This window comes from Serratia entomophila (assembly GCF_021462285.1).
Classification (GTDB): domain Bacteria; phylum Pseudomonadota; class Gammaproteobacteria; order Enterobacterales; family Enterobacteriaceae; genus Serratia; species Serratia entomophila.
Genome location: NZ_CP082787.1, coordinates 340,644 through 365,466, shown reverse-complemented (window position 1 = coordinate 365,466; position 24,823 = coordinate 340,644). Strand labels below are relative to the sequence as shown.

General features: G+C 60.0%; 27 protein-coding genes. 5 read left to right on the top strand and 22 right to left on the bottom strand.

The features are described from left to right. The first annotated feature begins 65 nt into the window (after nt 1–65). Entirely contained in the window at nt 66–719 is a 654-nt protein-coding gene (locus KHA73_RS01690) for an OapA family protein (RefSeq protein WP_234587829.1), read from the top strand. Here the strand turns inward: KHA73_RS01690 and KHA73_RS01685 are convergent. The 5 genes from KHA73_RS01685 to rpsF form a co-directional block, all read right to left on the bottom strand. After that, nucleotides 716–1,069: a DUF488 domain-containing protein gene (locus tag KHA73_RS01685; RefSeq protein WP_234587827.1), complete on the bottom strand. Its 354-nt coding sequence runs from the start codon at nt 1,067–1,069 to the stop codon at nt 716–718. The genes KHA73_RS01690 and KHA73_RS01685 overlap by 4 nt on opposite strands. A 110-nt stretch (nt 1,070–1,179) precedes the next feature. After that, entirely contained in the window at nt 1,180–1,632 is a 453-nt protein-coding gene (gene rplI / locus KHA73_RS01680) for a 50S ribosomal protein L9 (RefSeq protein ID WP_061799898.1), read from the bottom strand. Between the two features lie 39 nt (nt 1,633–1,671). Next, complete coding sequence (rpsR, locus tag KHA73_RS01675; RefSeq protein ID WP_000135199.1) at nt 1,672–1,899, bottom strand: 30S ribosomal protein S18; 228 nt, start codon at nt 1,897–1,899, stop codon at nt 1,672–1,674. A 4-nt stretch (nt 1,900–1,903) separates the two neighbouring features. Further along, nucleotides 1,904–2,221 (bottom strand): primosomal replication protein N, encoded by a 318-nt coding sequence (gene priB / locus KHA73_RS01670; protein ID WP_234587825.1) that lies wholly within the window; start codon nt 2,219–2,221, stop codon nt 1,904–1,906. A gap of 8 nt (nt 2,222–2,229) precedes the next feature. After that, nucleotides 2,230–2,628 (bottom strand): 30S ribosomal protein S6, encoded by a 399-nt coding sequence (gene rpsF, locus KHA73_RS01665; RefSeq protein ID WP_004933634.1) that lies wholly within the window; start codon nt 2,626–2,628, stop codon nt 2,230–2,232. 455 nt (nt 2,629–3,083) lie between these two features. On the opposite strand from rpsF, the gene KHA73_RS01660 reads away from it, so the two are divergent. Beyond that, the gene (locus KHA73_RS01660) at nt 3,084–3,350 is read left to right on the top strand and encodes a YdgH/BhsA/McbA family protein (RefSeq protein ID WP_234587824.1); all 267 of its coding nucleotides are present in this window, start codon (nt 3,084–3,086) and stop codon (nt 3,348–3,350) included. A 104-nt stretch (nt 3,351–3,454) separates the two neighbouring features. On the opposite strand, the gene yjfP is transcribed toward KHA73_RS01660, so the two are convergent. Continuing rightward, nucleotides 3,455–4,207, bottom strand: a complete 753-nt coding sequence (gene yjfP / locus KHA73_RS01655; protein ID WP_234587822.1) for an esterase — start codon at nt 4,205–4,207, stop codon at nt 3,455–3,457. A gap of 125 nt (nt 4,208–4,332) precedes the next feature. Here yjfP and bsmA point away from each other — a divergent pair, with 125 nt between their 5' ends. Both bsmA and KHA73_RS01645 read left to right on the top strand, forming a co-directional pair. Beyond that, on the top strand, nt 4,333–4,641 hold the full coding sequence (gene bsmA, locus KHA73_RS01650; RefSeq protein ID WP_234587820.1) for a biofilm peroxide resistance protein BsmA: 309 nt from the start codon (nt 4,333–4,335) through the stop codon (nt 4,639–4,641). A gap of 105 nt (nt 4,642–4,746) precedes the next feature. After that, nucleotides 4,747–5,022, top strand: coding sequence for a YdgH/BhsA/McbA family protein (locus KHA73_RS01645; RefSeq protein ID WP_234587818.1), 276 nt, complete (start codon nt 4,747–4,749; stop codon nt 5,020–5,022). On the opposite strand, the gene KHA73_RS01640 is transcribed toward KHA73_RS01645, so the two are convergent. The 16 genes from KHA73_RS01640 to nnr all read right to left on the bottom strand — a co-directional run bounded on the left by KHA73_RS01640 (nt 5,019) and on the right by nnr (nt 23,662). Then, on the bottom strand, nt 5,019–5,417 hold the full coding sequence (locus KHA73_RS01640) for a DUF350 domain-containing protein (RefSeq protein WP_234587816.1): 399 nt from the start codon (nt 5,415–5,417) through the stop codon (nt 5,019–5,021). The two genes, KHA73_RS01645 and KHA73_RS01640, sit on opposite strands and share 4 nt — an antisense overlap. Before the next feature lie 87 nt (nt 5,418–5,504). Then, a complete protein-coding gene (locus tag KHA73_RS01635) occupies nt 5,505–7,133 on the bottom strand; it encodes an isovaleryl-CoA dehydrogenase (protein WP_234587806.1) in 1,629 nt (542 codons plus the stop codon). A 118-nt stretch (nt 7,134–7,251) separates the two neighbouring features. Then, entirely contained in the window at nt 7,252–7,983 is a 732-nt protein-coding gene (rlmB, locus tag KHA73_RS01630) for a 23S rRNA (guanosine(2251)-2'-O)-methyltransferase RlmB (RefSeq protein ID WP_234587796.1), read from the bottom strand. A 60-nt stretch (nt 7,984–8,043) separates the two neighbouring features. Next, the gene (rnr, locus tag KHA73_RS01625) at nt 8,044–10,530 is read right to left on the bottom strand and encodes a ribonuclease R (protein ID WP_234587794.1); all 2,487 of its coding nucleotides are present in this window, start codon (nt 10,528–10,530) and stop codon (nt 8,044–8,046) included. 59 nt (nt 10,531–10,589) lie between these two features. Further along, nucleotides 10,590–11,015 (bottom strand): nitric oxide-sensing transcriptional repressor NsrR, encoded by a 426-nt coding sequence (gene nsrR, locus KHA73_RS01620; protein WP_234587792.1) that lies wholly within the window; start codon nt 11,013–11,015, stop codon nt 10,590–10,592. A 232-nt stretch (nt 11,016–11,247) separates the two neighbouring features. Continuing rightward, the gene (locus KHA73_RS01615; protein ID WP_234587791.1) at nt 11,248–12,546 is read right to left on the bottom strand and encodes an adenylosuccinate synthase; all 1,299 of its coding nucleotides are present in this window, start codon (nt 12,544–12,546) and stop codon (nt 11,248–11,250) included. Nucleotides 12,547–12,644: 98 nt separating this feature from the next. After that, entirely contained in the window at nt 12,645–12,845 is a 201-nt protein-coding gene (locus KHA73_RS01610) for a DUF2065 domain-containing protein (RefSeq protein WP_061799880.1), read from the bottom strand. Between the two features lie 63 nt (nt 12,846–12,908). After that, entirely contained in the window at nt 12,909–13,913 is a 1,005-nt protein-coding gene (gene hflC, locus KHA73_RS01605; RefSeq protein WP_061799878.1) for a protease modulator HflC, read from the bottom strand. A gap of 3 nt (nt 13,914–13,916) precedes the next feature. Further along, nucleotides 13,917–15,167: an FtsH protease activity modulator HflK gene (gene hflK / locus KHA73_RS01600; protein ID WP_234587789.1), complete on the bottom strand. Its 1,251-nt coding sequence runs from the start codon at nt 15,165–15,167 to the stop codon at nt 13,917–13,919. A gap of 68 nt (nt 15,168–15,235) precedes the next feature. Then, the gene (gene hflX / locus KHA73_RS01595; RefSeq protein ID WP_234587787.1) at nt 15,236–16,516 is read right to left on the bottom strand and encodes a ribosome rescue GTPase HflX; all 1,281 of its coding nucleotides are present in this window, start codon (nt 16,514–16,516) and stop codon (nt 15,236–15,238) included. 98 nt (nt 16,517–16,614) lie between these two features. Beyond that, nucleotides 16,615–16,923: an RNA chaperone Hfq gene (gene hfq / locus KHA73_RS01590; RefSeq protein WP_004955988.1), complete on the bottom strand. Its 309-nt coding sequence runs from the start codon at nt 16,921–16,923 to the stop codon at nt 16,615–16,617. Between the two features lie 114 nt (nt 16,924–17,037). After that, the gene (gene miaA, locus KHA73_RS01585; RefSeq protein ID WP_234587778.1) at nt 17,038–17,979 is read right to left on the bottom strand and encodes a tRNA (adenosine(37)-N6)-dimethylallyltransferase MiaA; all 942 of its coding nucleotides are present in this window, start codon (nt 17,977–17,979) and stop codon (nt 17,038–17,040) included. Then, nucleotides 17,972–19,840, bottom strand: a complete 1,869-nt coding sequence (gene mutL / locus KHA73_RS01580; protein ID WP_234587776.1) for a DNA mismatch repair endonuclease MutL — start codon at nt 19,838–19,840, stop codon at nt 17,972–17,974. The genes miaA and mutL overlap by 8 nt, the downstream gene beginning before the upstream one ends. A gap of 22 nt (nt 19,841–19,862) precedes the next feature. Continuing rightward, on the bottom strand, nt 19,863–21,659 hold the full coding sequence (amiB, locus tag KHA73_RS01575) for an N-acetylmuramoyl-L-alanine amidase AmiB (RefSeq protein WP_234587775.1): 1,797 nt from the start codon (nt 21,657–21,659) through the stop codon (nt 19,863–19,865). A gap of 7 nt (nt 21,660–21,666) precedes the next feature. Beyond that, a complete protein-coding gene (tsaE, locus tag KHA73_RS01570) occupies nt 21,667–22,137 on the bottom strand; it encodes a tRNA (adenosine(37)-N6)-threonylcarbamoyltransferase complex ATPase subunit type 1 TsaE (protein WP_234587773.1) in 471 nt (156 codons plus the stop codon). Nucleotides 22,138–22,147: 10 nt separating this feature from the next. Beyond that, nucleotides 22,148–23,662, bottom strand: coding sequence for a bifunctional ADP-dependent NAD(P)H-hydrate dehydratase/NAD(P)H-hydrate epimerase (gene nnr, locus KHA73_RS01565; RefSeq protein ID WP_234587771.1), 1,515 nt, complete (start codon nt 23,660–23,662; stop codon nt 22,148–22,150). Here nnr and queG point away from each other — a divergent pair. Beyond that, a complete protein-coding gene (gene queG / locus KHA73_RS01560) occupies nt 23,661–24,800 on the top strand; it encodes a tRNA epoxyqueuosine(34) reductase QueG (RefSeq protein WP_234587769.1) in 1,140 nt (379 codons plus the stop codon). The genes nnr and queG overlap by 2 nt on opposite strands. Nucleotides 24,801–24,823: the final 23 nt, after the last annotated feature.

The window sequence follows — 24,823 nt, the reverse complement described above, 5'->3', positions numbered from 1 at the left end:
GAAGTCGGGACGACGTTACAGCCTTTTGTATCGTGTTATTTTTACGCCGTTGAAGAGAGGTCACCATGGGCAGAATCTCGCCCAGGAGAAGGAAAACCACCCGCATCTACCAGCCGCTGCTGCGCGCCTGGTTGAACGTCAGCCAGCGCCTGAAACCCGGCGCTGCGCCGGAGGCGGCCGATCCGGAATCAGAACAACCGCCGGAAAACGGTAAAGGACAGGGACTCAAAGCATTGCTGCTGAAAATCTGGCATCTGCCGGACGGCTTTGGCTGGATGGAGCCGCTGCCCCATTTTCACCGCCGCTGGACCCTCATCTTTGGCGCCATTCTGCTGTTGGCGCTGCTGTGGCCCTATTCGCCCGATAAACAAGGCTTCCCGGTAACCCAGCAGGCCAATAACGTGCCGCTGCAGGCCGATGGCCAGCAGCAATCCCCTGCCGAGGCGGAGCCGACGGGCAACTGGCAGCGTTACCAGATCCAGCCCGGCCAAACGCTGGCGCAGCTGTTCCGCGACAACAACCTGCCGGTGAATGAAGTGTTCGCCATGGCGCAGGTTGAAGGCAACGACAAGCCGCTCAGCAATATGAAGGCCGGCCAGGAAGTGCGCATCGAGCGCGATGCCAACGGCGTGATCGGCGCACTATCGGTCACCACCGTCGATAACAGTCAGGCGCTGTTCCGCCGCCAGGCAGACGGCAGCTACCGCCGCGAGCGTTAAATCTGCGCCAGCAGAAAATCGCGCAGCACCACGCCCTGGTTGTGCTCGGTGTCTTTACTGCCATACAGCAGGGTCAGAGGTTGGCCCTGCTGCAGCAAGCTGGCCAGCGGCCGCCAGGCGTCGTTCTCCGCCAGCTGCCGCCGGTAACGCCGCTCAAACTCTTCCCACTGGTCGGTATGCAGATGAAACCACTGGCGCAGCGCGGTATCCGGCGCCACCGTTTTCAGCCACTGCACGCCCTCCAGCCTTTCCTTGCTGACGCCGCGCGGCCACAGCCGGTCAATCAGGTAACAGTGTTCCGGCGCCGGTGCGCTGAAATCGTAAACTCGTTGTAAGGTAATGGTTGCCATGTGCGCTGCTCCCCGTCACAGATAACCCCAGGGTAGCGCGTTTTGCCGGGCGCAGAAAAGCAAAACGCCAGCACGAGGCTGGCGTTTTAACTTGGTTAACAGCAGCGTTATTACGCTTCTGGAACCACAACTACATTCAGCTGTGCGAACACGTCGCTGTGTACCTGGAAGTGCACTTCGTGCTCACCAGTGGTACGCAGAACGCCGTTCGGCAGACGAACTTCGCTCTTGGCAACTTCAACGCCTGCCGCAGTAACTGCGTCAGCGATGTCGCGGGTGCCGATAGAGCCGAACAGTTTACCTTCGTCGCCTGCTTTAGACGCGATGGTAACCGTTGCCAGTTCGTTGATCTTGGTTGCGCGAGCTTCAGCAGCAGCCAGAACGTCAGCCAGTTTGGCTTCCAGTTCAGCACGGCGTGCTTCGAAGAACTCTACGTTTTTCTTGGTAGCAGGAACAGCTTTGCCCTGTGGTACCAGGAAGTTACGGGCGTAGCCCGCTTTAACGTTAACTTGATCACCCAGGCTGCCCAGGTTTGCTACTTTATCAAGCAGAATAACTTGCATTACCTTATCCTCTCAAAGTCGTTAATGGACAGTGGCCGATTACTGATGACGATCAGTGTACGGCAACAAAGACAGGTAGCGCGCGCGCTTGATAGCACGGGCCAGCTGGCGCTGATATTTTGCACGAGTACCGGTGATACGGCTCGGTACAATTTTACCACTTTCAGTGATGTAGTTTTTCAGCGTAGCGATGTCTTTATAGTCAATCTCTTGAACGCCTTCCGCGGTGAAACGGCAGAACTTGCGACGACGGAAATAACGTGCCATTTGGCTAGTCTCCAGAATCTATCAATTCAATCTGCTCGGCATGCAGAACCAGTTTGTTCAGCCCGTTGCGCCCTTGATGGCAGCTGACGAAGCCTTGCACGGTTATCTGACTGCCGACCGTTAATCTTTGAGTTAGTGCTTGTGACTGGTGTCCACTGACAACCACGGGCATTCGGCACCATGATTGCCTGCTGTATCCGGCTTCCATCTGCTGCGAACGGTGCTCAAGCACGAATTGGCAGTGTGGTATCCCGGAAGGACTCACTTTTCGAACCGGCGCCTTGCACACGGTGCCCGACAAAACCAGACGATTAGCCGTCACGGCGGCAATTACTCTTCAGAATCCCCAGCATCTGCATCATCTGCGGTTTCGTTAGCGAAGTCTTCGCGGCGATCGCCACGACGTTCGTCTTTCGCTTTAACCATCGGAGATGCTTCAGTTACCGCGTGCTTAACGCGCATAACCATGCTGCGGATAACGGCGTCGTTGAAGCGGAAGTTAGTTTCCAGCTCATCGATCGCTTCCTGCGGAGCTTCAACGTTCAGCAGAACGTAGTGAGCTTTGTGCAGTTTGTTGATCGGGTAAGCCAGTTGACGGCGGCCCCAGTCTTCCAGACGGTGAATCTGACCTTGCGCGTTAGTGATGGTAGCACTGTAACGCTCGATCATGCCCGGAACCTGTTCGCTTTGGTCAGGATGGACCATAAAAACGATTTCGTAATGACGCATCGAATTGCTCCTTACGGATTATTCAGCCTCCTGTCAGGGTCAACCGCGGCCCATGGAAGCAAGGAACGTGTTTAGTGTGCGGCTGAAAAATGACGCGTAATCATACTGGCGCAGGGGGGGAAACTCAAGGACCGCGTGGGATTTATTCACCACAATGAGGATATGGTTCGGAAATAGCACGATTTGCTGCCTGATAAACCTATGTATGCCGATCCATCTATTTCAAAAATCTTTCAATGAAATCAGCATCGAGCCGTAAAAGTCATTCATTTTTTTTGAAAGAGGACATCAAAAGCCCCCGCTTTTTAATCCGCCGCAAGGGTCTAAAATTAACCATATCCGCCGCAGACAGCGCGACGAAAAAGATTTCAACTTATTCAATGCATGTAAATAACTTTTTGCTGCACTGGCACCGGCTGTCAGGCCGTTGAAGCAAACAGTTAAGAGAGGCACCTATGAAACGCATTATCCTCGCCAGCGCCGTTGCTCTGCTGTTATCCGCCAACGCCATGGCCGCCACTGAGGTCACATCGCATCAGGCCAACGGGCTGCAAAGCGTCGGCTTCGTGACGCTGAACCAGAACCTGGTGTCGCCTGACGACGCCAGCAGCCAGGTGAGCAAAATTGCCGACCAACGCGGCGCGACATCTTATCGCATCATCGCCCTGCATGAACCAGGCGACAACAGCACCATGCACGTCAGCGCTGAGCTCTATCGCTAAGCGAACAAGCGACGCCAGGGAAACAAGCCGCACATAAAAGCGGCGAATGAAAAATGCGAAAGTGATTATCGGCCCCCTGCCTGCAGGGGGCTTTTCTTTTGCCGCTACAGCACCCGCTGGAAAAAATCGGCGGTGGCCCCAAGCGCCAGTGGAGTGATGCGATGCTTGACGTCCGGCTCGCTGAGAAAGGTCAGTTGGCTGTCCCAGCCGCGCTGGCGCAGCTCGGTCGCCAGCCGCAGGCTTTCCGCCGCCGGCACCACGTCATCCGTTTCACCATGCCACAGCAGCAGCGGCCGATCGGCGATTTTTTCCAGCTGCTGTTCCAGACCGAAGTCCGCCAGCGCGGCGATGCGCGCCTCGAAGGCCTCCGGACTCAGCGGTTGCCCCCGTTCGTCCAGCGGCGGGAACAACGTCTGCGCCAGCGAACTGTAATACCCGGAGCCCATCAGGCTGGCGGCCACGCGGATCCACGGGAAGCGCGCGAAGGCGCCAAGCGCGGTCATGCCGCCCATCGAGGCGCCGGCCACGCCGATGCGCCCGTCGGCAACCAGGCCAAGCCGTTCGAAATGCGTTTTGAGCGCAGGCAGCTCGTCGATGTTGCTGCGCAGGATTTCCCAGAAACTGGCCAGGCGCCGCTGCTCATCGCCATCGAAGCGCTCGCCGTGCAGAGCGGCGTCCGGCAGCACTACGCGAAAACCCACCCGCGCCAACGCGTAGGCGAAATAGGCGTATACCTCTTTCGACGAGGTATAACCATGGTAGAAGAACACCGTCGGCAACGGCTGGTGATAGCGCCCCGCCGGCACCGCGTGGATCACCGCAATTTCCCCCACCCGTTCGTCACGTATTTCGATCATCCGTTTATCCTCAGCCATCTCTTGCTTTCATCATCGCAAATTTGTGCGGGGCAACGTTAGCTCAATATGTTCCAGCATATATTGCGTTACACTGAAGCCATAAAACCGGCTATCCCGAGGTTCCCATGACGCTTCCCCGCCTGCTCATCGCCTTGACGCTCTCCGCCCTGCTGTCCGCCTGCGGCATCATGGCCACCACGCCTAAAGCGCCGCCGCCGCCCACCGGCCAGGCGCAGGAGATCACCCGCGCGCAAACCGCTGAACTGGTAAAAATGGGTACCGCCAGCGCCGTGGTGCGCGGCAGCCCGATGGATGCAGAAGCGGAAATTCAGCGCAAGGCCAACGCCGCCGGCGCGCGCTATTACGTGATCATCATGAACAGTGAAACCATCGTGCCCGGGCAGTGGTACTCGCAGGCGATCCTGTATCGCTAGGCCGCGATTTTTTAAGCAGATTTACCTTGGCTTTGCGCAGGCTGACGCGGGCTGCGGCACACTGATGGACAGCATTTCATCCAGGATCTGACGAAGGGGAACGCCATGAAACGCTCCACCGCCCTCACCTCCCTCTTGCTGTCTATGGGATTAGTTAGCGCCGGCGCACAATCCGCCGAGCTGGCGCCCGCCGATCGCGTTACGCCGCTGAGCGAAATCGCCGAGATCACGCTAAAGGATCTGCCCGGCTCGCTCCAGGAAGCCGAGCAGGTCATTGCCCGCACGGCCGATGAACATGGCGCCAGCTACTACCGCATTCTGCGCATGGAAGAACAGGCGCACCAGCCCGGCTGGCACGCTTCGGCGATCCTTTATCTTTAGTAGCTCATGCAGGCCGCATTCAATACGCCGCCGCTGACGGAGACGCCCCCCAGGAAGATCCCGGCGGCCAGGTGGTTTGCCTCAATCTTGTCGCTGATGCGCGGCATGTAGATTTTCACCGCCGCGAACAGCAACAGCTGCACCACCAGCGCCACCACGCCCCACAGCAGATAATCCAACAGGCTGATCGAGTTGACCGCCGCGCTGGCCAGCGGGATCACATAACCCAGGCAGGCGCCGATGAATGCAAAGGCGGCGGACTGATTGTCGGCCTTGATCAGCGCCCATTCATCGTGCGGCGTGATGCGGGTATAAACGAACAGAAACACCAGAACCATGGCGAAACCGCTGAAAAAATACGAGGCGAATGCCGCCAGTGCGCTGAGAATATCCATGTTAATTTTCCTGGTTGGGAGTTGCAGTCCCTTGCGGGGCATGTGCCTAATTAAAAAGCTTTTCCCAGTACGGCGCCACCGTTTTCACTATCCGCCGATGGCGCGGCTCAGCAGCAAATCGCAGACTTCGTCCGGCAACAGGCTTTCGCCGCGATGATCCAGCGTCAGGTGGCACCAGGCATCGGCGATCTGCGGGCTGGCGTGCTGCAGCAGCTGCGCCGCGCAGCACAGGTCGAACAGCTGCTGGGTCAGCAATCGTCCCATTTCCTCACGCGGTTGGCGCGCACGCTGTTGCCACTGGCGCCAGGCGTGGTCGAACAGCCGGTTCTGGCCGCGCACCGGCTGCAGCTCAAACTGCAGCATCTCCAGCGCTCCGGGCAGCTTGTGCAGGCTGCGCAGCACGTCCAGGCACATGATATTGCCGGAACCCTCCCAGATGCTGTTTACCGGCATTTCACGGTACAGGCGCGGCAGTTCGCTTTCTTCGCAATAGCCGATACCGCCCAGCACCTCCATCGCCTCGGCGATAAAAGGCATCCCCTGGCGGCAGATGCTGTATTTGGCCGCCGGCGTCAGCAGCCGGCTGTAGAGGCGTTCGCCTTCGCTGTCACGGCTTTCCCAGGCGCGCGCCAGCCGGAACAACAGCGCGGTATGCCCTTCCAGCCGCAGCGCCATGCGCGCCAGCACCTGACGCATCAGCGGCTGTTCGATCAGCGTCTTGCCGAATGCCTGCCGCTGCAGCGCGTGATACAACGCTACCGACAGCCCGCGCCGCATCAGGCCATGGCTGCCCAGCGAACAGTCGAAACGCGTCAGGCCGCCCATTTTGAGGATATGCCGCACACCGTCGCCCTCATCGCCCAGCAGCCAGGCGGCGGCGTCCTGGAACTCCACCTCGCCGCTGGCGTTGGAGCGGTTGCCCAGCTTGTCCTTCAAACGTTCCAAACGGATGGCGTTGCGGCTGCCGTCCGGCAGAATGCGCGGCAGGAAGAAACAGGACAGGCCGCCCTCGGCCTGCGCCAGCACCAGGTGCGCATCGCTCTGCGGCACCGAGAAGAACCATTTGTGCCCCACCAACCGGTAGGCTTCCCCGGGCCCTCTCGCTGCCAGCGGCGCGGCGGTGGTAGTGTTGCTCAACACGTCGGAGCCACCCTGTTTTTCCGTCATGCCCATACCGATCAACAGCCCGCGCTTTTGCCCGCCCGGCAGCAAATGGGCGTCGTAACGGTCGGACAGCAGCGGCGTCAGCCAGGCGTGGAACTCCGGCGGCAACGCCTGCTGCAACAGCGGCGTGGCGCCAAAGGTCATGGTGACCGGGCACAGGGTGCCGGCCTCCACCTGGGCGTGCAGCATAAAGCGTGCGGCGCGGGCCACGAAGGAGCCGATGCGCGCCTCATCCTGCCACGGCAGGTTATGCACCCGGTTGGCTATCAGACCTTGCATCAGAATATGCCAGGCGGGGTGGAAGCGAACGTCATCCAGCCGCTGGCCGGTGGCGTCATAACGCAGCAGCTCCGGCGGGTTGGCGTTGGCCAGCCGCCCCAGCTCCAGCGACTCCTGGGTGCCCAACTGCTGGCCCAGCGAGGCCAGGACCTCAACGTCCCAGCCCGCTTGCTCGCGCTGCACCGCCTCGCGCAGCGGAGTGTCGGAAAGGAACAGGTTGCTGTTGCCCAGCGGCTTGGGTTGATTGAAAACGGTGTGCGTAGTCCAGACCATCGGCGTGCTCCCTGATTAAGGCGTCAGGGGTAATTATGGTCGGTGGGGAGATTTCTGCCGGAGGCGGGATCACAAGATGGTGGATTAGCAGGGGCGCAAACAGGCCCCCGCAGGTAAATCAGCTGCGCTGGCGCACCGCTTCAAACAGACAAATGCCGGTGGCGACCGAGACGTTCAACGAGGAGACGGTGCCGGCCATCGGAATGCTGATCAACTCGTCGCAGTGCTCGCGCGTCAGGCGGCGCATACCTTCGCCTTCCGCCCCCATTACCAGCGCCATCGGGCCGGTCATTTTGCTCTGATACAGCGTGTGATCGGCCTCGCCGGCGGTGCCCACCACCCAGACGTTCATTTCCTGCAGCAAACGCAGGGTGCGCGCCAGGTTGGTGACGCGGATCAGCGGCACGTTTTCCGCCGCGCCACAGGCCACTTTTTTGGCGGTGGCGTTCAACTGGGCGGAACGGTCGCGCGGTACGATCACTGCGTGCACGCCGGCGGCGTCGGCGCTGCGCAGGCAGGCGCCGAGGTTATGCGGGTCGGTTACGCCGTCCAGCACCAGCAGGAACGGCGTATCGACGCTTTCCAGCAGCGCCGGCAGGTCGTTTTCCTGATACTGACGCCCTTCGCGCACCCGGGCGATGATCCCCTGGTGCACTGCGCCTTCGACCTTCTCATCCAGCCATTGGCGGTTCGCCACCTGGATGACGATGCCGGTGGCTTCCAGCTCGGCGATCAGCGGCTGCAGGCGGCGATCGTCGCGCCCCTTGAGGATAAACACTTCCAGGAAGCGTTGCGGGTCGCGCTCTAACAGGGCTTTGACGGCGTGGATGCCGTAAATAATTTCGCTCATGATGCTCTTTTAACTGTGCGGCCGGCGGGTTGCCAGCCGGTGATAATGAGGTGCCGCAGGTCAAGCCTGCTCGGCACCTTTCTTCTTGGACGCGCGTTTGGCTTTGGTCGCCGCCGCTATCTTCCGGGTTTTGTCGGACGGTTTCTTGGCTTTCGCCTTTTTGTCCTTTTTCACCTTGTCAGCGGGTTTGTCGCCGTCTTTGCGGAACGCACTGTCCGGCTCAAAGTTGGCCGGCGGTTTGCCGCCGCGACGTTTGCGCTGCGCCTGGCCGCGGCCGGCTCCTGCGCCGTCGCGCAGGGTGCGCTGGCCGCCGTTTTTGGCGCGGTCGCGTTCGGTCTTGCCTTCGCCGCGCGGTTTGCGGCTGCTGGAGACCAGCGCGAAGTCAATTTTGCGTTCGTCCATATGCACCGCTTCAACGCGGATTTCCACCGTGTCGCCCAGGCGGTATACCACGCCGGAGGATTCGCCGATCAAACGCTGGCCGATATTATCGTAGCGATAGTAATCGTTATCCAGCGAGGATACGTGCACCAGGCCGTCGATAAACAGATCGTTCAGGCGCACGAAGAAGCCAAAGCCGGTGACGCTGGCGATGATGCCGCTGAACACTTCACCGACGTGATCCTGCATAAAGTCGCATTTCAGCCAGTCGGCGACGTTGCGCGTGGCCTCATCGGCGCGGCGTTCGGTCATCGAGCAGTGCTCGCCCAGCTGCAGCATCTCTTCGAATTCGCTGTGCCAGCCGCCGGTTGGCGTCCAGCGCTCTTTCGGTTGCCCGTGCTCCTTGGCCAACAGGTATTTGATGGCGCGGTGCAGAGACAGGTCAGGATAACGGCGGATCGGCGAGGTAAAGTGACCATAAGAGGCCAGCGCCAGTCCAAAGTGGCCGCGGTTCTCCGGATCGTAAATCGCCTGTTTCATCGAGCGCAGCAGCATGGTTTGCAGCATTTCGTGGTCAGGGCGTTCGGCCACTTCATCCATCAGGGTGGCGTAATCTTTCGGCTGCGGCTTGTTGCCGCCGCCGAGCGTCAGGCCCAGCTCGCTCAGCACGCTGCGCAGCGCGGTGATATGATCGTCGCTCGGGCGGTCATGCACGCGATACAGCGCCGGCTCGTTGTTCTTCTCGACGAAGCGCGCCGCGGCAACGTTCGCCATGATCATGCACTCTTCGATCAGCTTGTGGGCGTCGTTGCGCACCGTCGGCTCAACGCGCTCGATACGGCGTTCGGCGTTAAAGATAAACTTGGCTTCTTCGGTTTCGAAGGCGATGCCGCCGCGCTCGGCGCGCGCCTTATCCAGCACCTTGTACATGGTATGCAGCTCTTCCAGGTGCTTGACCAGCGGGTGATAATGCTCACGCAGCTCCTGGTCGCCCTGCAGAATGTGCCACACCTTGTTGTAGGTCAAACGGGCGTGGGAGCTCATCACCGCTTCGTAGAACTTGGCCGTCGACAGGCGCCCCTGGGCGGAGATGGTCATCTCGCACACCATGCACAGGCGATCGACCTGCGGGTTCAGGGAACACAGGCCGTTGGACAGCACTTCCGGCAGCATTGGGATCACCTGCGACGGGAAATACACCGAGGTTCCGCGGTTGCGCGCTTCGTCATCCAGCGCGGTGCGCGGGCGCACGTAGTAGCTGACGTCGGCGATGGCCACCCACAGGCGCCAACCGCCACCGCGTTTTTTCTCGCAGTACACCGCGTCATCGAAGTCGCGCGCGTCTTCGCCGTCGATGGTCACCAGCGGCAGTTTGCGCAGGTCAACACGGCCTTTCTTGGCTGATTCCGGCACCTGCTCGCTGAGATCGGCTACCTGTTTTTCCACCTGCGGCGGCCAGGTATGCGGGATCTCATGGGTGCGCAACGCGATATCCACCGCCATGCTGGTGCCCATTTTGTCGCCGAGGATTTCGACGATCTTGCCGACCGCCTTGGTGCGGCGGGTCGGACGTTGGGTCAGCTCCACCACCACCATGTAGCCCATGCGCGCGCCGCTGACGGCGTCGGCCGGGATCAGAATATCAAAGCTCAGGCGGCTGTCGTCCGGCACCACGAACCCGGTGCCGGCGTCCATGAAGAAGCGGCCGACGATCTGGCTGGTTTTCGGCACCAGCACGCGCACGATGCGCGCCTCGCGGCGGCCCTTGCGATCGGCGCCCAGCGCCTGCGCCAGCACCACGTCGCCGTGGATAGCCATCTTCATCTGCTCGGCGGAAAGATACAGGTCATCCTTGCTGCCTTCGATGCGCAGGAAACCATAGCCGTCGCGGTGACCGATAACGGTGCCGCGCAGCAGGTCCAGGCGTTCCGGCAATGCATAGCACTGGCGGCGGGTAAAGATTAACTGACCGTCACGCTCCATCGCACGCAGGCGGCGGCGCAACGCTTCCAACGGCTCTTCGCCGCTTAACCCCAGCTCGTTGGCCAGCTCTTCGCGGCTGGCCGGCGTTTCACGTTTCGCCAGATGGGCCAGAATATATTCACGGCTCGGGATTGGGGATTCATATTTTTCTGCTTCTCGTTCCAGGAATGGATCTTGTGACATTGCGGTTCCTCCGTTGTCATCAGCAGGGTGTCGCTGAGCCTTGTCTTCTCAACGACGCTTTATTCGACAAGCAATAGCTTGTAGAGCGGCGGATTATCTTCGACCATCTCGGCCAGAGTGTGGTTATCCAGCTCTTCAAGGAAATTCTGTACGCCCTGATGGAGCACCTGCTTCAGGCGGCAGGCAGGGGTTATGTGGCAAAAATCACTGCTGCAGTTGACCAGTGAGAGCGGCTCCAGCGCTCTGACCACGTCGCCGAGACGAATGGTTTCGGCCGGCTTGCCCAAACGGATGCCGCCGTTTTTCCCGCGCACTGCGGTGACAAAGCCGACGCGACTTAACTGATTGATGATCTTAACCATATGGTTGCGGGACACGCCGTATACCTCGGTCACTTCCGAGATGTTGGTCATTTTGTCCGGCGGCAGCGAGGCCATGTAGATCAACGCCCGCAGGCCATAATCAGTAAAACTTGTTAACTGCACATCTACCTCTGGGTATCACTTTACCCGTCTGATACGCCGCTTTTCGGCATTTTTCAAAAGATTACTCATTGGATAATAAACCAGCCGGAGAGTTCGCCGCTAATTATTTAGCGCATGTCAGGCTCTGAGACGGGATTAAGAAAGGATTTTTTGACGTGAAACCGCAAACGGGGAGAACAAATGATAAAAACAAACCGGGACACGCCCGGTTTGTTTATTGCGGAAAGCCAGATTATGCGTCGAACGGGTCGCGCAGGATCATGGTTTCGCTACGGTCTGGGCCAGTAGAGATGATGTCTACCGGTACGCCGGTCAGTTCTTCAATGCGTTTGATGTAGTCCAGCGCCGCCTGCGGCAGTTTGCTGTGCTCTTTCACGCCAAAGGTGGTTTCGCTCCAGCCCGGCATGCTTTCGTAGATAGGTTCGATACCTTCCCAACCTTCAGCCGCCAGCGGAGTGGTGGTCATTTCGCGGCCGTCCGGCATGCGGTAACCCACGCAGATTTTCACTTCTTTCAAGCCGTCCAGCACGTCCAGCTTGGTCAGGCAGAAGCCGGACAGGGAGTTGATCTGCACTGCGCGACGCACCGCCACCGCGTCCAGCCAACCGGTACGACGACGGCGGCCGGTAGTGGCGCCGAACTCGTTACCCTGTTTGCACAGGTATTCGCCGGTTTCGTCGAACAGTTCGGTTGGGAACGGACCCGCACCCACGCGAGTGGAGTAAGCTTTAACGATGCCCAGCACGTAATCCACATAACGTGGACCGATGCCGGAACCCGTCGCCACGCCGCCGGCGGTGGTGTTGGAAGAGGTCACGTACGGATAGGTACCGTGGTCGATATCCAGCAGGGTGCCCTGAGCGCCTTCGAACATGATCAGGTCGCCACGCTTGCGCGCGCCGTCCAGCAGTTCGGAAACGTCTACCACCATGCCGGTCAGGATGTCGGCGATAGACAGCACGTAGTCCAGGGTGGCCTGATAATCCACGGCTTCGGCTTTGTAGTAGTTGACCAGCTGGAAGTTGTGGTAATCAACAATTTCCTTCAGCTTGACGGCGAAGGTTTCTTTGTTGAACAGGTCGCTGACGCGCAGACCGCGGCGAGCCACTTTATCTTCGTAAGCCGGGCCGATGCCGCGACCGGTGGTGCCGATGGCTTTCGCACCGCGCGCTTTCTCACGCGCGTTATCCAACGCAACGTGGTAAGGCAGGATCAGCGGGCAGGCTTCGGACAGTAACAGACGTTCGCGTACCGGGATGCCGCGCGCTTCGAGTTCACCCATTTCTTTCATCAAGGCGTCTGGCGCCAGAACAACACCGTTGCCGATGATGCTGGTTACGTTTGCACGCAGGATGCCTGAAGGAATTAAATGAAGGACGGTTTTTTCACCGTTAATAACCAGAGTGTGGCCAGCGTTATGGCCACCTTGGTAGCGCACAACATATTGAGCCCGTTCAGTCAGCAGGTCTACGACCTTGCCCTTACCTTCGTCACCCCATTGGGTGCCCAGTACGACGACGTTCTTACCCATTTTTCAAAATCACCGGTTGCTTAAAAATGGATTCTACCACCGTAATTTTCGATTTTCAGCACTTTTAGCATACGATTGCGTAATTTTTAGGCTAAACTTTAAACCCCGGTGCGGCTGCGCAACATGTAGTAGATCACGCAGCCCGCAACCACTATGCCGCCGCCAAATCGCCGCAGCGTGGCGTCAGGCAATTGGCTCATCGCCAGTATCATTTTGCGCCAAGCCTGTGGAAACAACATCGGCCCCAGCCCTTCCAGCACCAAAACCAGCCCAAGCGCCAGCCAGATCGTCGAATTCATGCATCCCCCAAAACAAGAAAGGGCCCGCGATTAAACGGGCCCCCGATAATTTACCTGTCGCGATTACTTGCGCGTGGACTCAGGCGATTTCATATAGCGGAAGAAATCGCTGTCCGGGCTCAGTACCATCACGTCCTGGTTGTTCTTGAAGCTGGCTTCATAAGCACGCAGGCTACGGATAAAGGCATAGAAGTCCGGATCCTGGCTGAACGCGTTGGCGAACAGCTTGGCCGCTTCGGCGTCGCCTTCACCGCGGTTGATACGCGCCTGGCGCTCGGCTTCAGCCAGAGTACGGGTCACTTCGTAATCCGCGCTGGCGCGCAGTTTCTCGGCTTCTTCCTGGCCCTGCGAACGCAGACGACGGGCTACCGCTTCACGCTCGGCGCGCATACGCTGGTAAATGGCGTCTGACACTTCGGCCGGCAGGTTGATCTGCTTGATACGCACGTCGATCACTTCGATACCCAACGCCGCCATGCTGTTCGGGTTAACCTGCGGCTGTTTGCCGGTGGTTTCCCGCTCAACGCGCGCCGCGGCAGAAGCGATAGCGTCATCGGCTTCGGTGGTCGCCACTTCTTCGCCATCACCCACGGTGCCGGTATTCAGCGCGTCGCGCACGTCTGACATCAGCTTGCCGCGCGAGTCGGTCACGATGTCTTTCACGTCCAGACGGCCGATCTCGGAACGCAGACGGTCACTGAATTTACGTTTCAGCAGCACTTCGGCCTGGGAGACGTCGCCGCCGCCGGTCGCCAGATAGTAACGGCTGAAATCGCTGATGCGCCACTTCAGGTAGGAGTCAACGATCAGGTCTTTCTTCTCGCTGGTCACGAAGCGATCGGCCTGGTTGTCCATGGTCTGAATGCGCGCATCCAGGTTCTTCACGGTTTCAATAAACGGGATCTTGAAGTGCAGACCCGGCGCATACACCAGCGGCTTGTTTTCGCTGTCGCGCAGTACCTTGCCGAAGCGCAGCACGATGCCGCGTTGGCCTTCCTGCACCACAAACAATGAAGCATACAGCGCCACCAGCACCACGAGGACGATAACTACAAAAGACTTACGCATTGATTACTCTCTCCCTACGCGAGTGGTGTCGTCACGCTGCGCATTCGCCCGGCGTTGGTCCATGACCGAACCGTCGCCGGTACGCTGGCTGCTGGAGCCGCTGCTGGCAGACGGAGCGGGGTTGAGGCGAATCAGGCTAGAGTCCTTATTGCCGCCGTCCGCCGCATTGGCCTGGCCGCGCAGCATTTGATCCAGCGGTAACATCATCAGATTATTGCCTTTGTCACTCACCAGCACCTTACGGGTATGGCTCAGGACTTTCTGCATGGTTTCGATATACAGACGCTCGCGGGTAATTTCCGGGGCGGACTTGTATTCCGGCAGCAGCTTGGCGAAGCTGGCCACCTCACCCTGGGCCTCCAGAATGGTACGGTCTTTGTACGCCTTGGAATCTTCCAGCAGGCGCTGCGCCTGGCCGTTCGCACGCGGCTGCACTTCGTTGGCGTAGGCTTCCGCCTCACGGATATACTGTTGCTCGTTCTCACGCGCGGCGATGGCGTCATCGAACGAGGCTTTAACCTCTTCCGGTGGACGCGCCGCCTGGAAGTTGACGTCCAGCAGCGTAATACCCATGTTGTAAGGACGAATGGTCTCTTCCAGCATGCGTTGCGTATCGTTACGCACCACGGTACGGCCTTCGGTCAGGATGCGGTCCATCGAGTACTTGCCGATCACGCCGCGCAGGGCGCTGTCGGTCGCCTGGCTCAGGCTGTCGTCGGCATTCACCACGCTGAACAGATAGGCTTCCGGATTGGTCACGCGGTACTGCACGTTCATTTCCACCCGCACTACGTTCTCGTCGGAGGTCAGCATCACGCCGGACGCCGCCAGTTCACGCACTGATTCCACGTTGACCGGGCGCACTTCGTCGATGAAGGTCGGCTTCCAGTTCAGGCCCGGCTGCACCAGGTGGCTGAACTTGCCAAAGCGTGTCACCACGCCGCGTTCGGCTTCCTTGATGGTGTAGAAGCCGCTGGCGGCCCAGATCACCACCACGGCGACCGCCGCGATACCGATGATGCGGCCGCTAAAGCCCGGACCAGAGGTGCCGGTGCCGCCGCTATTGCTGTTGGAGCCTTTGCCCCCGCCCAGGCTGCTCAATTTCTTGCTCAGCTTGCGGAAGATATCGTCCAAATCAGGTGGCCCTTGATCACGACCGCCTTTGTTGTTACCGCCAGAGTTGCCGCCATTGTTATTGCTGCTCCCCCACGGGTCGCGGTCCTGTCCGTTATTACCGGGCTGATTCCACGCCATGTTTTAGCTCCATATTCTGTGATTGGGTACTTCAGGCTTACGCGAAGCTCAAATGTAACAGGATATGATCATACGATAAAGTTAATCAGGTCCTGTTCCTGTTTACAGAGGCGGCGCCACTCGACGATGGGCATACGCACCACCACGCCGATGCTGCCGTCTTCTTCGTTCCACTCTTTTTCGATTGCCTGAAGCTGGTAAAAACGGCTACGAAGACGGCCTGCCTGTGGCGGTAAGCGCAGCTCATAATGCGCGATTTCCCCCGATAAGCGCTCCGTCAACGCCTGATACAGCAACGGAATACCTTCTCCGCTGGCGGCGGACAGCCACACCCGGATAGGTAAATTTTCGTCGTTGCGGTCGATACGCGGGACAAAGTCATCCAGCATATCTATTTTGTTCATCACTAACAGTGTAGGGATTTCATCCGAGTCAATCTCCGCCAACACGGTATTGACCGCTTCAATGTTTTCATCGACGCGAGCATCCGCGGCGTCGATGACATGCAGCAGCAGAGACGCCTGGCGCGTTTCCTGCAGCGTCGCCTTGAAGGCGGCCACCAGATCGTGCGGCAGGTGCCGGATAAAGCCTACGGTATCCGCCAACACGGTATCGCCCACGTCCGCCACGTCGATGCGCCGCAGGGTGGGATCCAGGGTGGCAAATAGCTGGTCCGCCGCATAAACCTCGGCAGACGTTATTCGGTTAAACAGGGTGGATTTGCCGGCGTTGGTGTAACCCACCAGCGACACGGTCGGCACATCTGCTCGGGTACGCGCCCGTCGGCCTTGTTCACGCTGCTTCTCTACCCGCTCCAGGCGGCGCAGAATCAAGCTGATGCGATCGCGCAACAAACGACGGTCGGTCTCTAACTGGGTTTCCCCCGGCCCGCGCAGGCCAATCCCCCCTTTTTGGCGCTCCAGGTGCGTCCAACCGCGCACCAGACGCGTGGCGATATGGCGCAACTGCGCCAGCTCTACCTGCAGCTTACCTTCATGGGTACGGGCACGCTGGGCAAAGATGTCTAGAATCAACCCGGTGCGATCGATCACCCGGCATTCGCACAGGCGCTCGAGGTTTCTCTCCTGCGCCGGGGAAAGGGAGTGATCAAACAGGACAACAGACGCGCCACTGGCTTTTACCGCATCTGCAATTTCTTCGGCCTTTCCTTCACCTACAAAGTACTTGGGATGCGGGGCTTTGCGGCTGCCAGTCACCACTTGCAAAGCTTCTACACCCGCCGAGGACACCAGGGATTCGAACTCGCTGAGGTCTTCGGTATCTTTGTCTTGCGAGAAATAGATATGAACCAGTACGGCCTGCTCACCGGCTTCATAACGGTCAAACAAGCGTGCAACCTCTCAAACGGACACAAACCGCTAGTGCGGGGGACATAAACAGCGCACGGCCGCTTATGCTCCCCGTCATGGTTGACTTGCAACGCGCTTTATTCAGCGTCATCGCTTTCCTGCTGCGGCTGTTGCGGCGCAGACGGGTTGTTACCATGGTGATAGTTACTGGTGCCGCCGCTCGGATTGTTGCTATGGTGCGAAACCGGGCGTGACGGGACAACGGTAGAGATAGCGTGCTTATAAACCATCTGGCTCACCGTGTTTTTCAACAGGATGACAAACTGGTCAAAAGACTCAATCTGGCCTTGCAGCTTAATACCATTCACCAAATAAATAGAAACCGGAACACGTTCACGACGCAATGCGTTCAGGAACGGATCTTGCAAAGATTGCCCCTTAGCCATTCTATCTTTTCCTTATTTGCTTGTTGTTTGTAACTAAGAACCTGTCGGCTCTAAAATAAACGACGTAAAAAATTTGCGCGCTGAAGACTGATCAATTGTACACAATCACTCGACCTATGCACTAACAACCTGTATTACCGAGTCCAAAGCCTCTCCCGGCTTCTCGCTGTCCAGCCAATGTACCGAGTTCCAGCCCCGTAACCAGGTCATTTGGCGCTTGGCCAACTGACGTGTTGCGCAAATACCACGATAAACCATCTCATCGTAACTAATTTCGCCAGAAAAATATGACCACATCTGGCGGTAACCGACACAGCGAATGGAGGGCAAGTCCGTATGCAAATCACCCCGTGCGAAAAGTGCACGCGCTTCCGTCTCAAAACCCGCCGCCAACATTTGATGGTACCGCAGCTCGATGCGTTGATGGATCAACTCACGGCTGGACGGCGCTATCGCAAATTGGTGCACATGATACGGTAACGATTCACCCGAAATTTTAGTCAGTTCCGTTAAAGTTTTACCCGAAATAAAAAAAACTTCCAGTGCTCTGGACAGTCTCTGCGGATCATTCGGATGAATTCTTAACGCTGCAACCGGGTCAATCTCCTGCAATTGACGGTGCAACGCCTCCCAGCCCTGCTCCGCCGCCTGCCGTTCTATGCGCTCGCGCACCACCGGATCGGCGGACGGCAGCGGTGACAATCCCTCCAGCAATGCCTTGAAATACAACATGGTACCGCCCACCAGCAGCGGAATGCGCCCGGCGGCGGTGATGTCGGCCATCTCCTTCAGCGCGTCGGCGCGAAAATCCGCCGCCGAATAAGCCTGCAGCGGATCGCGAATGTCGATCAAACGGTGCGGCGCCTGCGCCAATTCTTCGGCGCTCGGCTTGGCGGTACCGATATCCATGCCGCGATAAATCAGCGCAGAATCCACGCTGATCAGCTCCACGGGCAAGCGTTGGCGCAGCGCGATCGCCAGCGCGGTCTTGCCCGAGGCGGTCGGCCCCATGATAAAAATAGCCGGGGGACGTGGTGTCATTTCAGTATCAGTCATGCTTGAGGGCCGCCAATGCAGCCTGTAGATCAACGGGTTGTAAAAGTCCGCTCGGTGGCGATTTGACCAGCTGCGGGCAAAGTCGTTCAACGTCGGTCAGCAATTGTATCGCTTGCGAGGTGTTCCACTGTTCATGATCGCTGCCTAAACGGCGGGCAATCCAGGTGGCCAGCAGCGCGGGCGACATCTCCTGATGCTCGGCCAGATAGCCTAACAGTTCAGGTATCAGTTTTTGTAAATTTTGTTGGCGTAATGGTAAAGGCACTGCGCGCAGCGTCACACGGCCGCTCCCTGCCTGCAGATCCAGCCCCATTTTCGCCAACAGCGCCTGATGGCGCGCTATCGCCGCCGCCTCATTTTTGTTCAGCGTCAGTTTGATAGGGATCAGCAGCGGCTGCGGCCGCAGCCCTTCCTCCGGCGGGTTCAGCTGCGCCTGGCGCAGCCAGCGTTCGGCGACCGGCAGGTTGAGCAGCACCGGCTGATGCTGGCGCTCGATCAACGCGTAGCACGGCGGATGAATCATCAGCACCCGGCCAAAGCTGTGCTGCCCGCCCGCCAACGGCGCTTCCGGCGCAGGCTTCGCCGGCGGGAACAGCGGTTGCTTAGGCACGGCCTCCCGCTGCGGCTCGGCGGCCTGCAGCAGCTTGCCGTACAGCTCGCCTTCGCGCTTCTGGTAGCCGCTCCCTGCCTGGTAAGGCGGCTGTGGCGCCCGTTCGCGGGCTGGCGCGGCCGGAGACGCTGGCGTTTCGCGGCGCGGCGCCGGTTGGGAAAAATGGTTGCCGCCGGCGGCGATGCGGTTTTCCGGCTGCCAGGCCGGCGCCGCATCTTCACCCGGCGTCTGCACCAGCGGCAGCGGCGCGGAGCCGGCCTGCTGCAGCACGGTGGTCACCGCCTGATAGATAAAGTCGTGCACCAGCCGCGCCTGATGGAAACGCACCTCATGCTTGGCCGGGTGAACGTTAACGTCCACCTGATGCGGATCCACCTCCAGATACAGCACATAAGCGGGCTGCTGATCGTCTTTGAGCTGATCCTGGTAGGCCTGGCGGATCGCATGGTTGATCAAACGATCGCGCATCATGCGGCTGTTGACGTAGCAATACTGCATTTCGCCCAGTTGGCGCGCCCCTGCGGGATCGGCCACCCAACCGCGAATGGTGAGGTCGCCATGCTGCCAGGAAATATTCAGCGCATGCTGCAAAAACGCCGGGCCGCAGATGCTGCCCAGCCGGCGTTCATGCTGGCTTTCCTCTTTCGCCGCCCGGTACTGGCGAATCAGCTTGCCGTTGTGGCTGAGGTTGATAGCCACATCGAAACGCGCCAGCGCAATGCGCCGCACCACTTCATCGATATGGCCGAATTCGGTTTTCTCGGTGCGCATGAACTTGCGGCGCGCCGGGGTGTTGTAGAACAGATCCAACACCTCCAGGGTGCTGCCAACCGGGTGCGCGGCGGGTTTGACCGTCACCGCCTGATCGCGCCCTTCGGCGTAAGCCTGCCAGGCTTCGCTCTGTTCGGCGGTGCGTGAGGTGAGGGTCAGACGGGAAACCGAGCTGATGCTGGCCAGCGCCTCGCCGCGAAAACCGAGGCTGACAATTGCCTCCAGGTCGTCGAGCGTGCTGATTTTACTGGTAGCGTGGCGCGCCAGGGCCAGCGCCAGATCGTCCTTGCCGATGCCGCAGCCGTTGTCGCGAATGCGGATCAGCTTGGCGCCGCCGCGTTCGATGTCGATATCGATGCGCGTTGCGCCGGCGTCCAGGCTGTTTTCCACCAGTTCCTTCACCACCGACGCCGGCCGTTCGACCACTTCTCCGGCGGCAATCTGGTTGGCGAGCTGTGGCGGTAACACCTGGATAGACATGCTGACTCCTGTGATGATGGCGCTAGGCCTGCGGAATGGTCAGCGTCCGATCCAGCGGCGCGACGTCCGACTTCAATTTATTGACCCGCTTCAGATCGTTGACGCTGACGCCATAACGTGAAGCTATGGACGACAGCGTATCACCGCGAGTCACTTTATGTTTAGACGCTTTTTGCGCCGGCGCTTGCGCTTTGGCGACGGAGGCAACGGCGGCGGTTTTACCCGCCGGCACTTTCAGGCGTTGGCCGACCCATACGCCGTCTTTTTTCAGTTTGTTCAGGTCACGCAGCGCGGCCATGGTGGTGCCGTAGCTGTCAGCGATGCCGGACAGCGTTTCCGCCCGCTTCACCACGTGGATCTGGGTCTTGTTGCTCACGCTGCGGCCTGCGCCGGCCGAACTGACGATCGGCGCGGGGGAACTGACGTCTGGTGTGGAAGAGTTAACCGCCGCTGCGACGTCCAGCGGTCGGTTTTCCACCTTTGGGTCGGCTTGTAGCGGATGCGCCAGGAAATAATTGCGCAGGCCTTTATAGATGGCCCCCGCAATCTTCTCCTGATACGCGCTACTGCCCAGCAGCCGCTCCTCCGTGCTATTACTGATAAATCCTGTTTCCACCAGCAGCGATGGGATATCCGGCGATCGCAACACGCCAAGGCTGGCGTGCTCCGGCCGGCGTTTGTGCAGCGAGCCGACGCTCTGCATCTGCTGCAATACCTTCACCGCCACGTCGTACCCCACGCGCTGCGAATGGCCGAACTGCAGATCCAACACCGCCTGGCTCAAATAGGGGTCGGCCTGGCTGTTGGCCAGCAGGTCGCCTGCGCCGCCGAGCAACTCAGACTGCTTCTCGTGCTGCTCCAGCCACCCGGCCATCTCGCTGTTGGCGCGCCGGTTGGACAGCACCCAGACCGAGGCGCCGTTGGCGCTGCGGTTTGGCGCGGCGTCGGCGTGGATCGAAACCAGCACGTTGGCGCCCTGTTTGCGCGCCACGTCGGAACGGCCCATTACCGAGATAAAGTAGTCGCCGTTGCGCGTCAGCACCGGCTTGAACAGCGGATCGTCATTCAGCATCGCCTGCAGGCGGCGCGCAATGGCGATAGTGACATTCTTCTCTTTCAGTCCGTTCGGGCCGATGGCGCCCGGATCCTGCCCGCCGTGGCCGGCGTCGATCGCCACCACCACCCGGTCGCCGGAACCGGCGGAAACGCGGCTGCTGCGCGGCGTCACCTCAGAGGCGGTGCCCGAAACCACGGTAGGTTTGTTGGTGAACGGATTGGCGCCGCTTGGCGCTTGGCGCACCGGCGGCTCGCTGGTGACCAGCGGTGCCTGGCGCGTCGGCGGAGCAACCGCGACCGGTGCAGGAGCCGTAACCGGTACCGGGGCTTTACGCACCACATTGGCGTTAGCGCTGCCCTCGGCGGCGATGGTGAATACCACGGTATGCACGCTGCCGTTCTGGCGCGTGCTGACGCGGGTCTTGGCGCGCTGGGTCAAATCAAATACCAGGCGCACGCTTTGAGCGTCTTTTGGCGTACTGGAGCGAATGCTTTTCACCAGGTTCTGGCCGCTGAAGTTCAACGGCAGGCCGCCGACCTTGCCTTGCTGGTTAACGTCCAGCACCACGCGCTCCGGCCCGTGCAGCGGGAAGAACGCGTAGTCCGGCGGGCCGTTGAAGCTCACCGATACCGTCGCTTCGCGCTGGGCGTTGGACACCTTGATATCCGACAGCGAGGACGCCGCCAGCGCACTGGCCGCCCCCAGGGGCCCCAATACGGCAATCAGGCCGATTAAGATTAGTTTTCTCAACGCATACGTCATTGCGGCGTCATCCCTGTGGCCCGTGAATACGGTCTAAAAGCTGGCTGCCATAAGCGGAAACCGCCTGAATCTTAGCTTCTCTGCCCTGATCCTGGTAGCTGAGATGCAGCTCCAGATCCGGGTCCGGCAATACGCCGGTGCCCTGCTGCGGCCATTCGACCAGGCAAATGGCATCCTGCGCAAAATAATCGCGAATCCCCATAAACTCGAGCTCTTCCGGATCGGCCAACCGATACAGATCGAAGTGATAAACCGCCAGCGGTTCCAGCGCATACGGCTCAACCAGCGTGTAAGTCGGGCTTTTCACGTTGCCCTGATGGCCCAATGACTGCAGGAAACCACGGCTGAAGGTGGTTTTACCGGCGCCCAGATCACCGTAAAGATAGATGACGCTGGCGCGATCGCACGCCTTGGCCAGGGCCGCACCCAATGCGACAGTCGCTGCCTCATCCGGCAGGGGTAAAACGAGTTCTTTCATTCGATAAAGTCTATTTTGCCCACTCAGGGTTAACGAAATGAAGGATGTCCGGCAATAGATCCGTCGCCAGCATGCCTCTTGTTCCTTGCCTTGCCGCCACGCGATCGGCGGCTGCGCCGTGCACTACGCAGCCGGCACAGGCGGCATCATACAGCGAGAGCTTTTGCGCCAGCAAACCGCCGATGACGCCGGACAGCACGTCGCCCATGCCGCCGGAAGCCATGCCGGCGTTGCCGACGTCGGCGATCGCCATCTGGCCCCGCTCATCGGCAATCAGCGTGCCGGCGCCTTTCAGCACCGCCACGCCGCCATAGCGCGACACCAGTTCACGTACTGCAAGTAAGCGATCACTCTCAATATCGGCGGTGCGGCAGCCCAATAGCCGCGCTGCCTCCCCTGGATGCGGGGTCATCACGCGATTCTGACGCTTCTCGGGATTTAATGCCAGCAAGTTCAGCGCATCCGCATCCCATAATGTCGGTTTATCACTGGCTTGCAATATTTTCAGCGCATTCCTACCCCAGTCTCCCTGGCCCAACCCTGGCCCCACCACCAGCACATCGGCCCAGGCCAGTGCCTGCTGCAGCGTTTCATCGTCCAGCGCTTGCGCCATCAGCTCTGGCCGCGCCGTCAACAACGGGGCGACATGCTCAATGTGAGTAAGTACTCGCACCAATCCGGCGCCGCTGCGCAGGGCCGCCTCTGCCGCCATACGAATCGCCCCGCCGAAACCGCGATCGCCGCCCACCAACAATAGCCGGCCGTGCTCGCCTTTATGCGAACAGGGGCGGCGCGGCCGCAGCCACTGGGGCAGCGCTTCTGCAGTAACCCGCTGAATCTGCACCCGTTGCTTTGCCAGCCAACCCGATAATCCTAGCGTACTCTGGTGAAGTTGCCCGACCCAGTCACGGGCCTGGCCAGTCAGCAGCCCCGGCTTGAGGCCAATAAAAGTGACGGTGTGCGCGGCGCGTATCACCGCCCCGGGCGCAGCGCCGTTTTCAGCCAGCAGGCCGGAAGGGATATCCAATGCGATAACCGGCGCACGATGGCGGTTGGCGGCCTCAATCAGCGCATCGTAAGGGGCGCGCGGCGCAGAGCCCAGCCCGGTGCCCAGCAGGCCGTCGACGATCAAATCGACCGTCTCGGGCCAACGATCACCGGCCGGCATAATATCGCCGCCGCCGGCCAACCACGCCTGACGAGCAGCGGCGGCCTCCGGCGGCAGCGGCCTTGCGCCTTCGCAGGCGATCACCGTGACCTGCACGCCCGCCGCCGCGGCCAGCCGCGCCACCACATAACCGTCGCCGCCGTTGTTGCCGTGGCCGCACAGCACCAGCCAGTGGCTGCTGGCCGGATATTCGTCGCGCGCCAGCGCGTAAGCCGCCTCACCGGCGCGTTGCATCAAATCGTAGAGTGAAATACCGAGTGACGCCGCGGCGGCGGGTTCGGCCTGACGGATCCAGTCCGCAGGCCAAACAGAGTGTGGTAAACTGTCAGCGTATGCTTTCTCAATGTGGCCCGTCATGACGCACCCCCTCGATCTCAATCAACTCGCCCAACATATCAAGCAATGGGGGCAATCGCTAGGATTCCAGCAGGTTGGCATCTGCGACACCGATCTGAGCATCGAGGAGCCCAGGCTGCAGACGTGGCTGGACAAACAGTACCACGGCGAAATGGCGTGGATGGCGCGCCACGGCATGCTGCGCGCCAGGCCCCATGAGCTGCTGCCGGGCACCCTGCGGGTGATCAGCGTGCGCATGAACTATTTGCCGGCCAAGGCGGCCTTTGCCAGCACGCTGCAGAACCCGCAGTTGGGCTACGTCAGCCGCTATGCGCTGGGCCGCGATTACCATAAGCTGCTGCGCCAGCGGCTGAAAAAGCTCGGCGATCAGATCCAGGCCTACTGCGGCGAACTGAATTTCCGCCCCTTTGTCGACTCTGCACCGGTTATGGAGCGTGCACTGGCCGCCAAGGCAGGCATTGGTTGGGTTGGTAAACACTCACTTATTTTAAACCGCGAGGCCGGCTCCTGGTTTTTCCTCGGCGAGCTGCTGATCGATCTGCCGTTGCCGGTGGATAACCCGCAAGAGGAACAGTGCGGCCGCTGCGTCGCCTGCATCACCACCTGCCCGACCGGCGCCATCGTCGCACCTTATACTGTGGACGCACGGCGCTGCATCTCCTATCTGACCATCGAGCTGGAAGGCGCGATCCCGGAAGAATTTCGCCCGCTGCTCGGCAACCGCATCTACGGCTGTGACGATTGCCAGCTCATCTGCCCATGGAACCGTTTCTCGCAGTTGACCGACGAGGACGATTTCAGCCCGCGCGCCGCATTGCATGCGCCGCAGCTGATCGATCTGTTCGGCTGGAGTGAAGAAAAGTTTCTGCGCATCACCGAGGGCTCGGCCATTCGGCGCATCGGCCATCTGCGCTGGCTGCGCAATATCGCCGTGGCGCTGGGCAATGCGCCCTATCAGGATGAGATTGTGATCGCCCTGCGTGCCCGGCTGCAGCAGGACGCCATGCTGGATGAACACATCGACTGGGCGCTTGAGCAACAGCTTGCCCGCCGTGCAGCCCAGGGCGTGGAAGTGCAAACGGCGCAGAAAAAACGCCTGATACGGGCTGTGGAAAAAGGTTTGCCGAGGGACGCTTAAAGCCAATGGCAGACCTATGATGC

Bases quoted from the DNA above. Each gene is read 5' to 3' on its own strand.
- bsmA (WP_234587820.1), top strand. From the start codon at position 4,333: ATGACGCTTCCCCGCCTGCTCATCGCCTTGACGCTCTCCGCCCTGCTG.
- hflK (WP_234587789.1), bottom strand. From the start codon at position 15,167: ATGGCGTGGAATCAGCCCGGTAATAACGGACAGGACCGCGACCCGTGG.
- KHA73_RS01615 (WP_234587791.1), bottom strand. From the start codon at position 12,546: ATGGGTAAGAACGTCGTCGTACTGGGCACCCAATGGGGTGACGAAGGT.
- rnr (WP_234587794.1), bottom strand. From the start codon at position 10,530: ATGTCACAAGATCCATTCCTGGAACGAGAAGCAGAAAAATATGAATCC.
- KHA73_RS01640 (WP_234587816.1), bottom strand. From the start codon at position 5,417: ATGGATATTCTCAGCGCACTGGCGGCATTCGCCTCGTATTTTTTCAGC.
- mutL (WP_234587776.1), bottom strand. From the start codon at position 19,840: ATGTCTATCCAGGTGTTACCGCCACAGCTCGCCAACCAGATTGCCGCC.
- rpsR (WP_000135199.1), bottom strand. From the start codon at position 1,899: ATGGCACGTTATTTCCGTCGTCGCAAGTTCTGCCGTTTCACCGCGGAA.
- hfq (WP_004955988.1), bottom strand. From the start codon at position 16,923: ATGGCTAAGGGGCAATCTTTGCAAGATCCGTTCCTGAACGCATTGCGT.
- rpsF (WP_004933634.1), bottom strand. From the start codon at position 2,628: ATGCGTCATTACGAAATCGTTTTTATGGTCCATCCTGACCAAAGCGAA.
- KHA73_RS01660 (WP_234587824.1), top strand. From the start codon at position 3,084: ATGAAACGCATTATCCTCGCCAGCGCCGTTGCTCTGCTGTTATCCGCC.
- tsaE (WP_234587773.1), bottom strand. From the start codon at position 22,137: ATGAAAGAACTCGTTTTACCCCTGCCGGATGAGGCAGCGACTGTCGCA.
- yjfP (WP_234587822.1), bottom strand. From the start codon at position 4,207: ATGATCGAAATACGTGACGAACGGGTGGGGGAAATTGCGGTGATCCAC.
- nnr (WP_234587771.1), bottom strand. From the start codon at position 23,662: ATGACGGGCCACATTGAGAAAGCATACGCTGACAGTTTACCACACTCT.
- queG (WP_234587769.1), top strand. From the start codon at position 23,661: ATGACGCACCCCCTCGATCTCAATCAACTCGCCCAACATATCAAGCAA.
- KHA73_RS01690 (WP_234587829.1), top strand. From the start codon at position 66: ATGGGCAGAATCTCGCCCAGGAGAAGGAAAACCACCCGCATCTACCAG.
- KHA73_RS01635 (WP_234587806.1), bottom strand. From the start codon at position 7,133: ATGGTCTGGACTACGCACACCGTTTTCAATCAACCCAAGCCGCTGGGC.
- KHA73_RS01610 (WP_061799880.1), bottom strand. From the start codon at position 12,845: ATGAATTCGACGATCTGGCTGGCGCTTGGGCTGGTTTTGGTGCTGGAA.
- KHA73_RS01645 (WP_234587818.1), top strand. From the start codon at position 4,747: ATGAAACGCTCCACCGCCCTCACCTCCCTCTTGCTGTCTATGGGATTA.
- rplI (WP_061799898.1), bottom strand. From the start codon at position 1,632: ATGCAAGTTATTCTGCTTGATAAAGTAGCAAACCTGGGCAGCCTGGGT.
- hflC (WP_061799878.1), bottom strand. From the start codon at position 13,913: ATGCGTAAGTCTTTTGTAGTTATCGTCCTCGTGGTGCTGGTGGCGCTG.
- amiB (WP_234587775.1), bottom strand. From the start codon at position 21,659: ATGACGTATGCGTTGAGAAAACTAATCTTAATCGGCCTGATTGCCGTA.
- miaA (WP_234587778.1), bottom strand. From the start codon at position 17,979: ATGACTGATACTGAAATGACACCACGTCCCCCGGCTATTTTTATCATG.
- rlmB (WP_234587796.1), bottom strand. From the start codon at position 7,983: ATGAGCGAAATTATTTACGGCATCCACGCCGTCAAAGCCCTGTTAGAG.
- KHA73_RS01685 (WP_234587827.1), bottom strand. From the start codon at position 1,069: ATGGCAACCATTACCTTACAACGAGTTTACGATTTCAGCGCACCGGCG.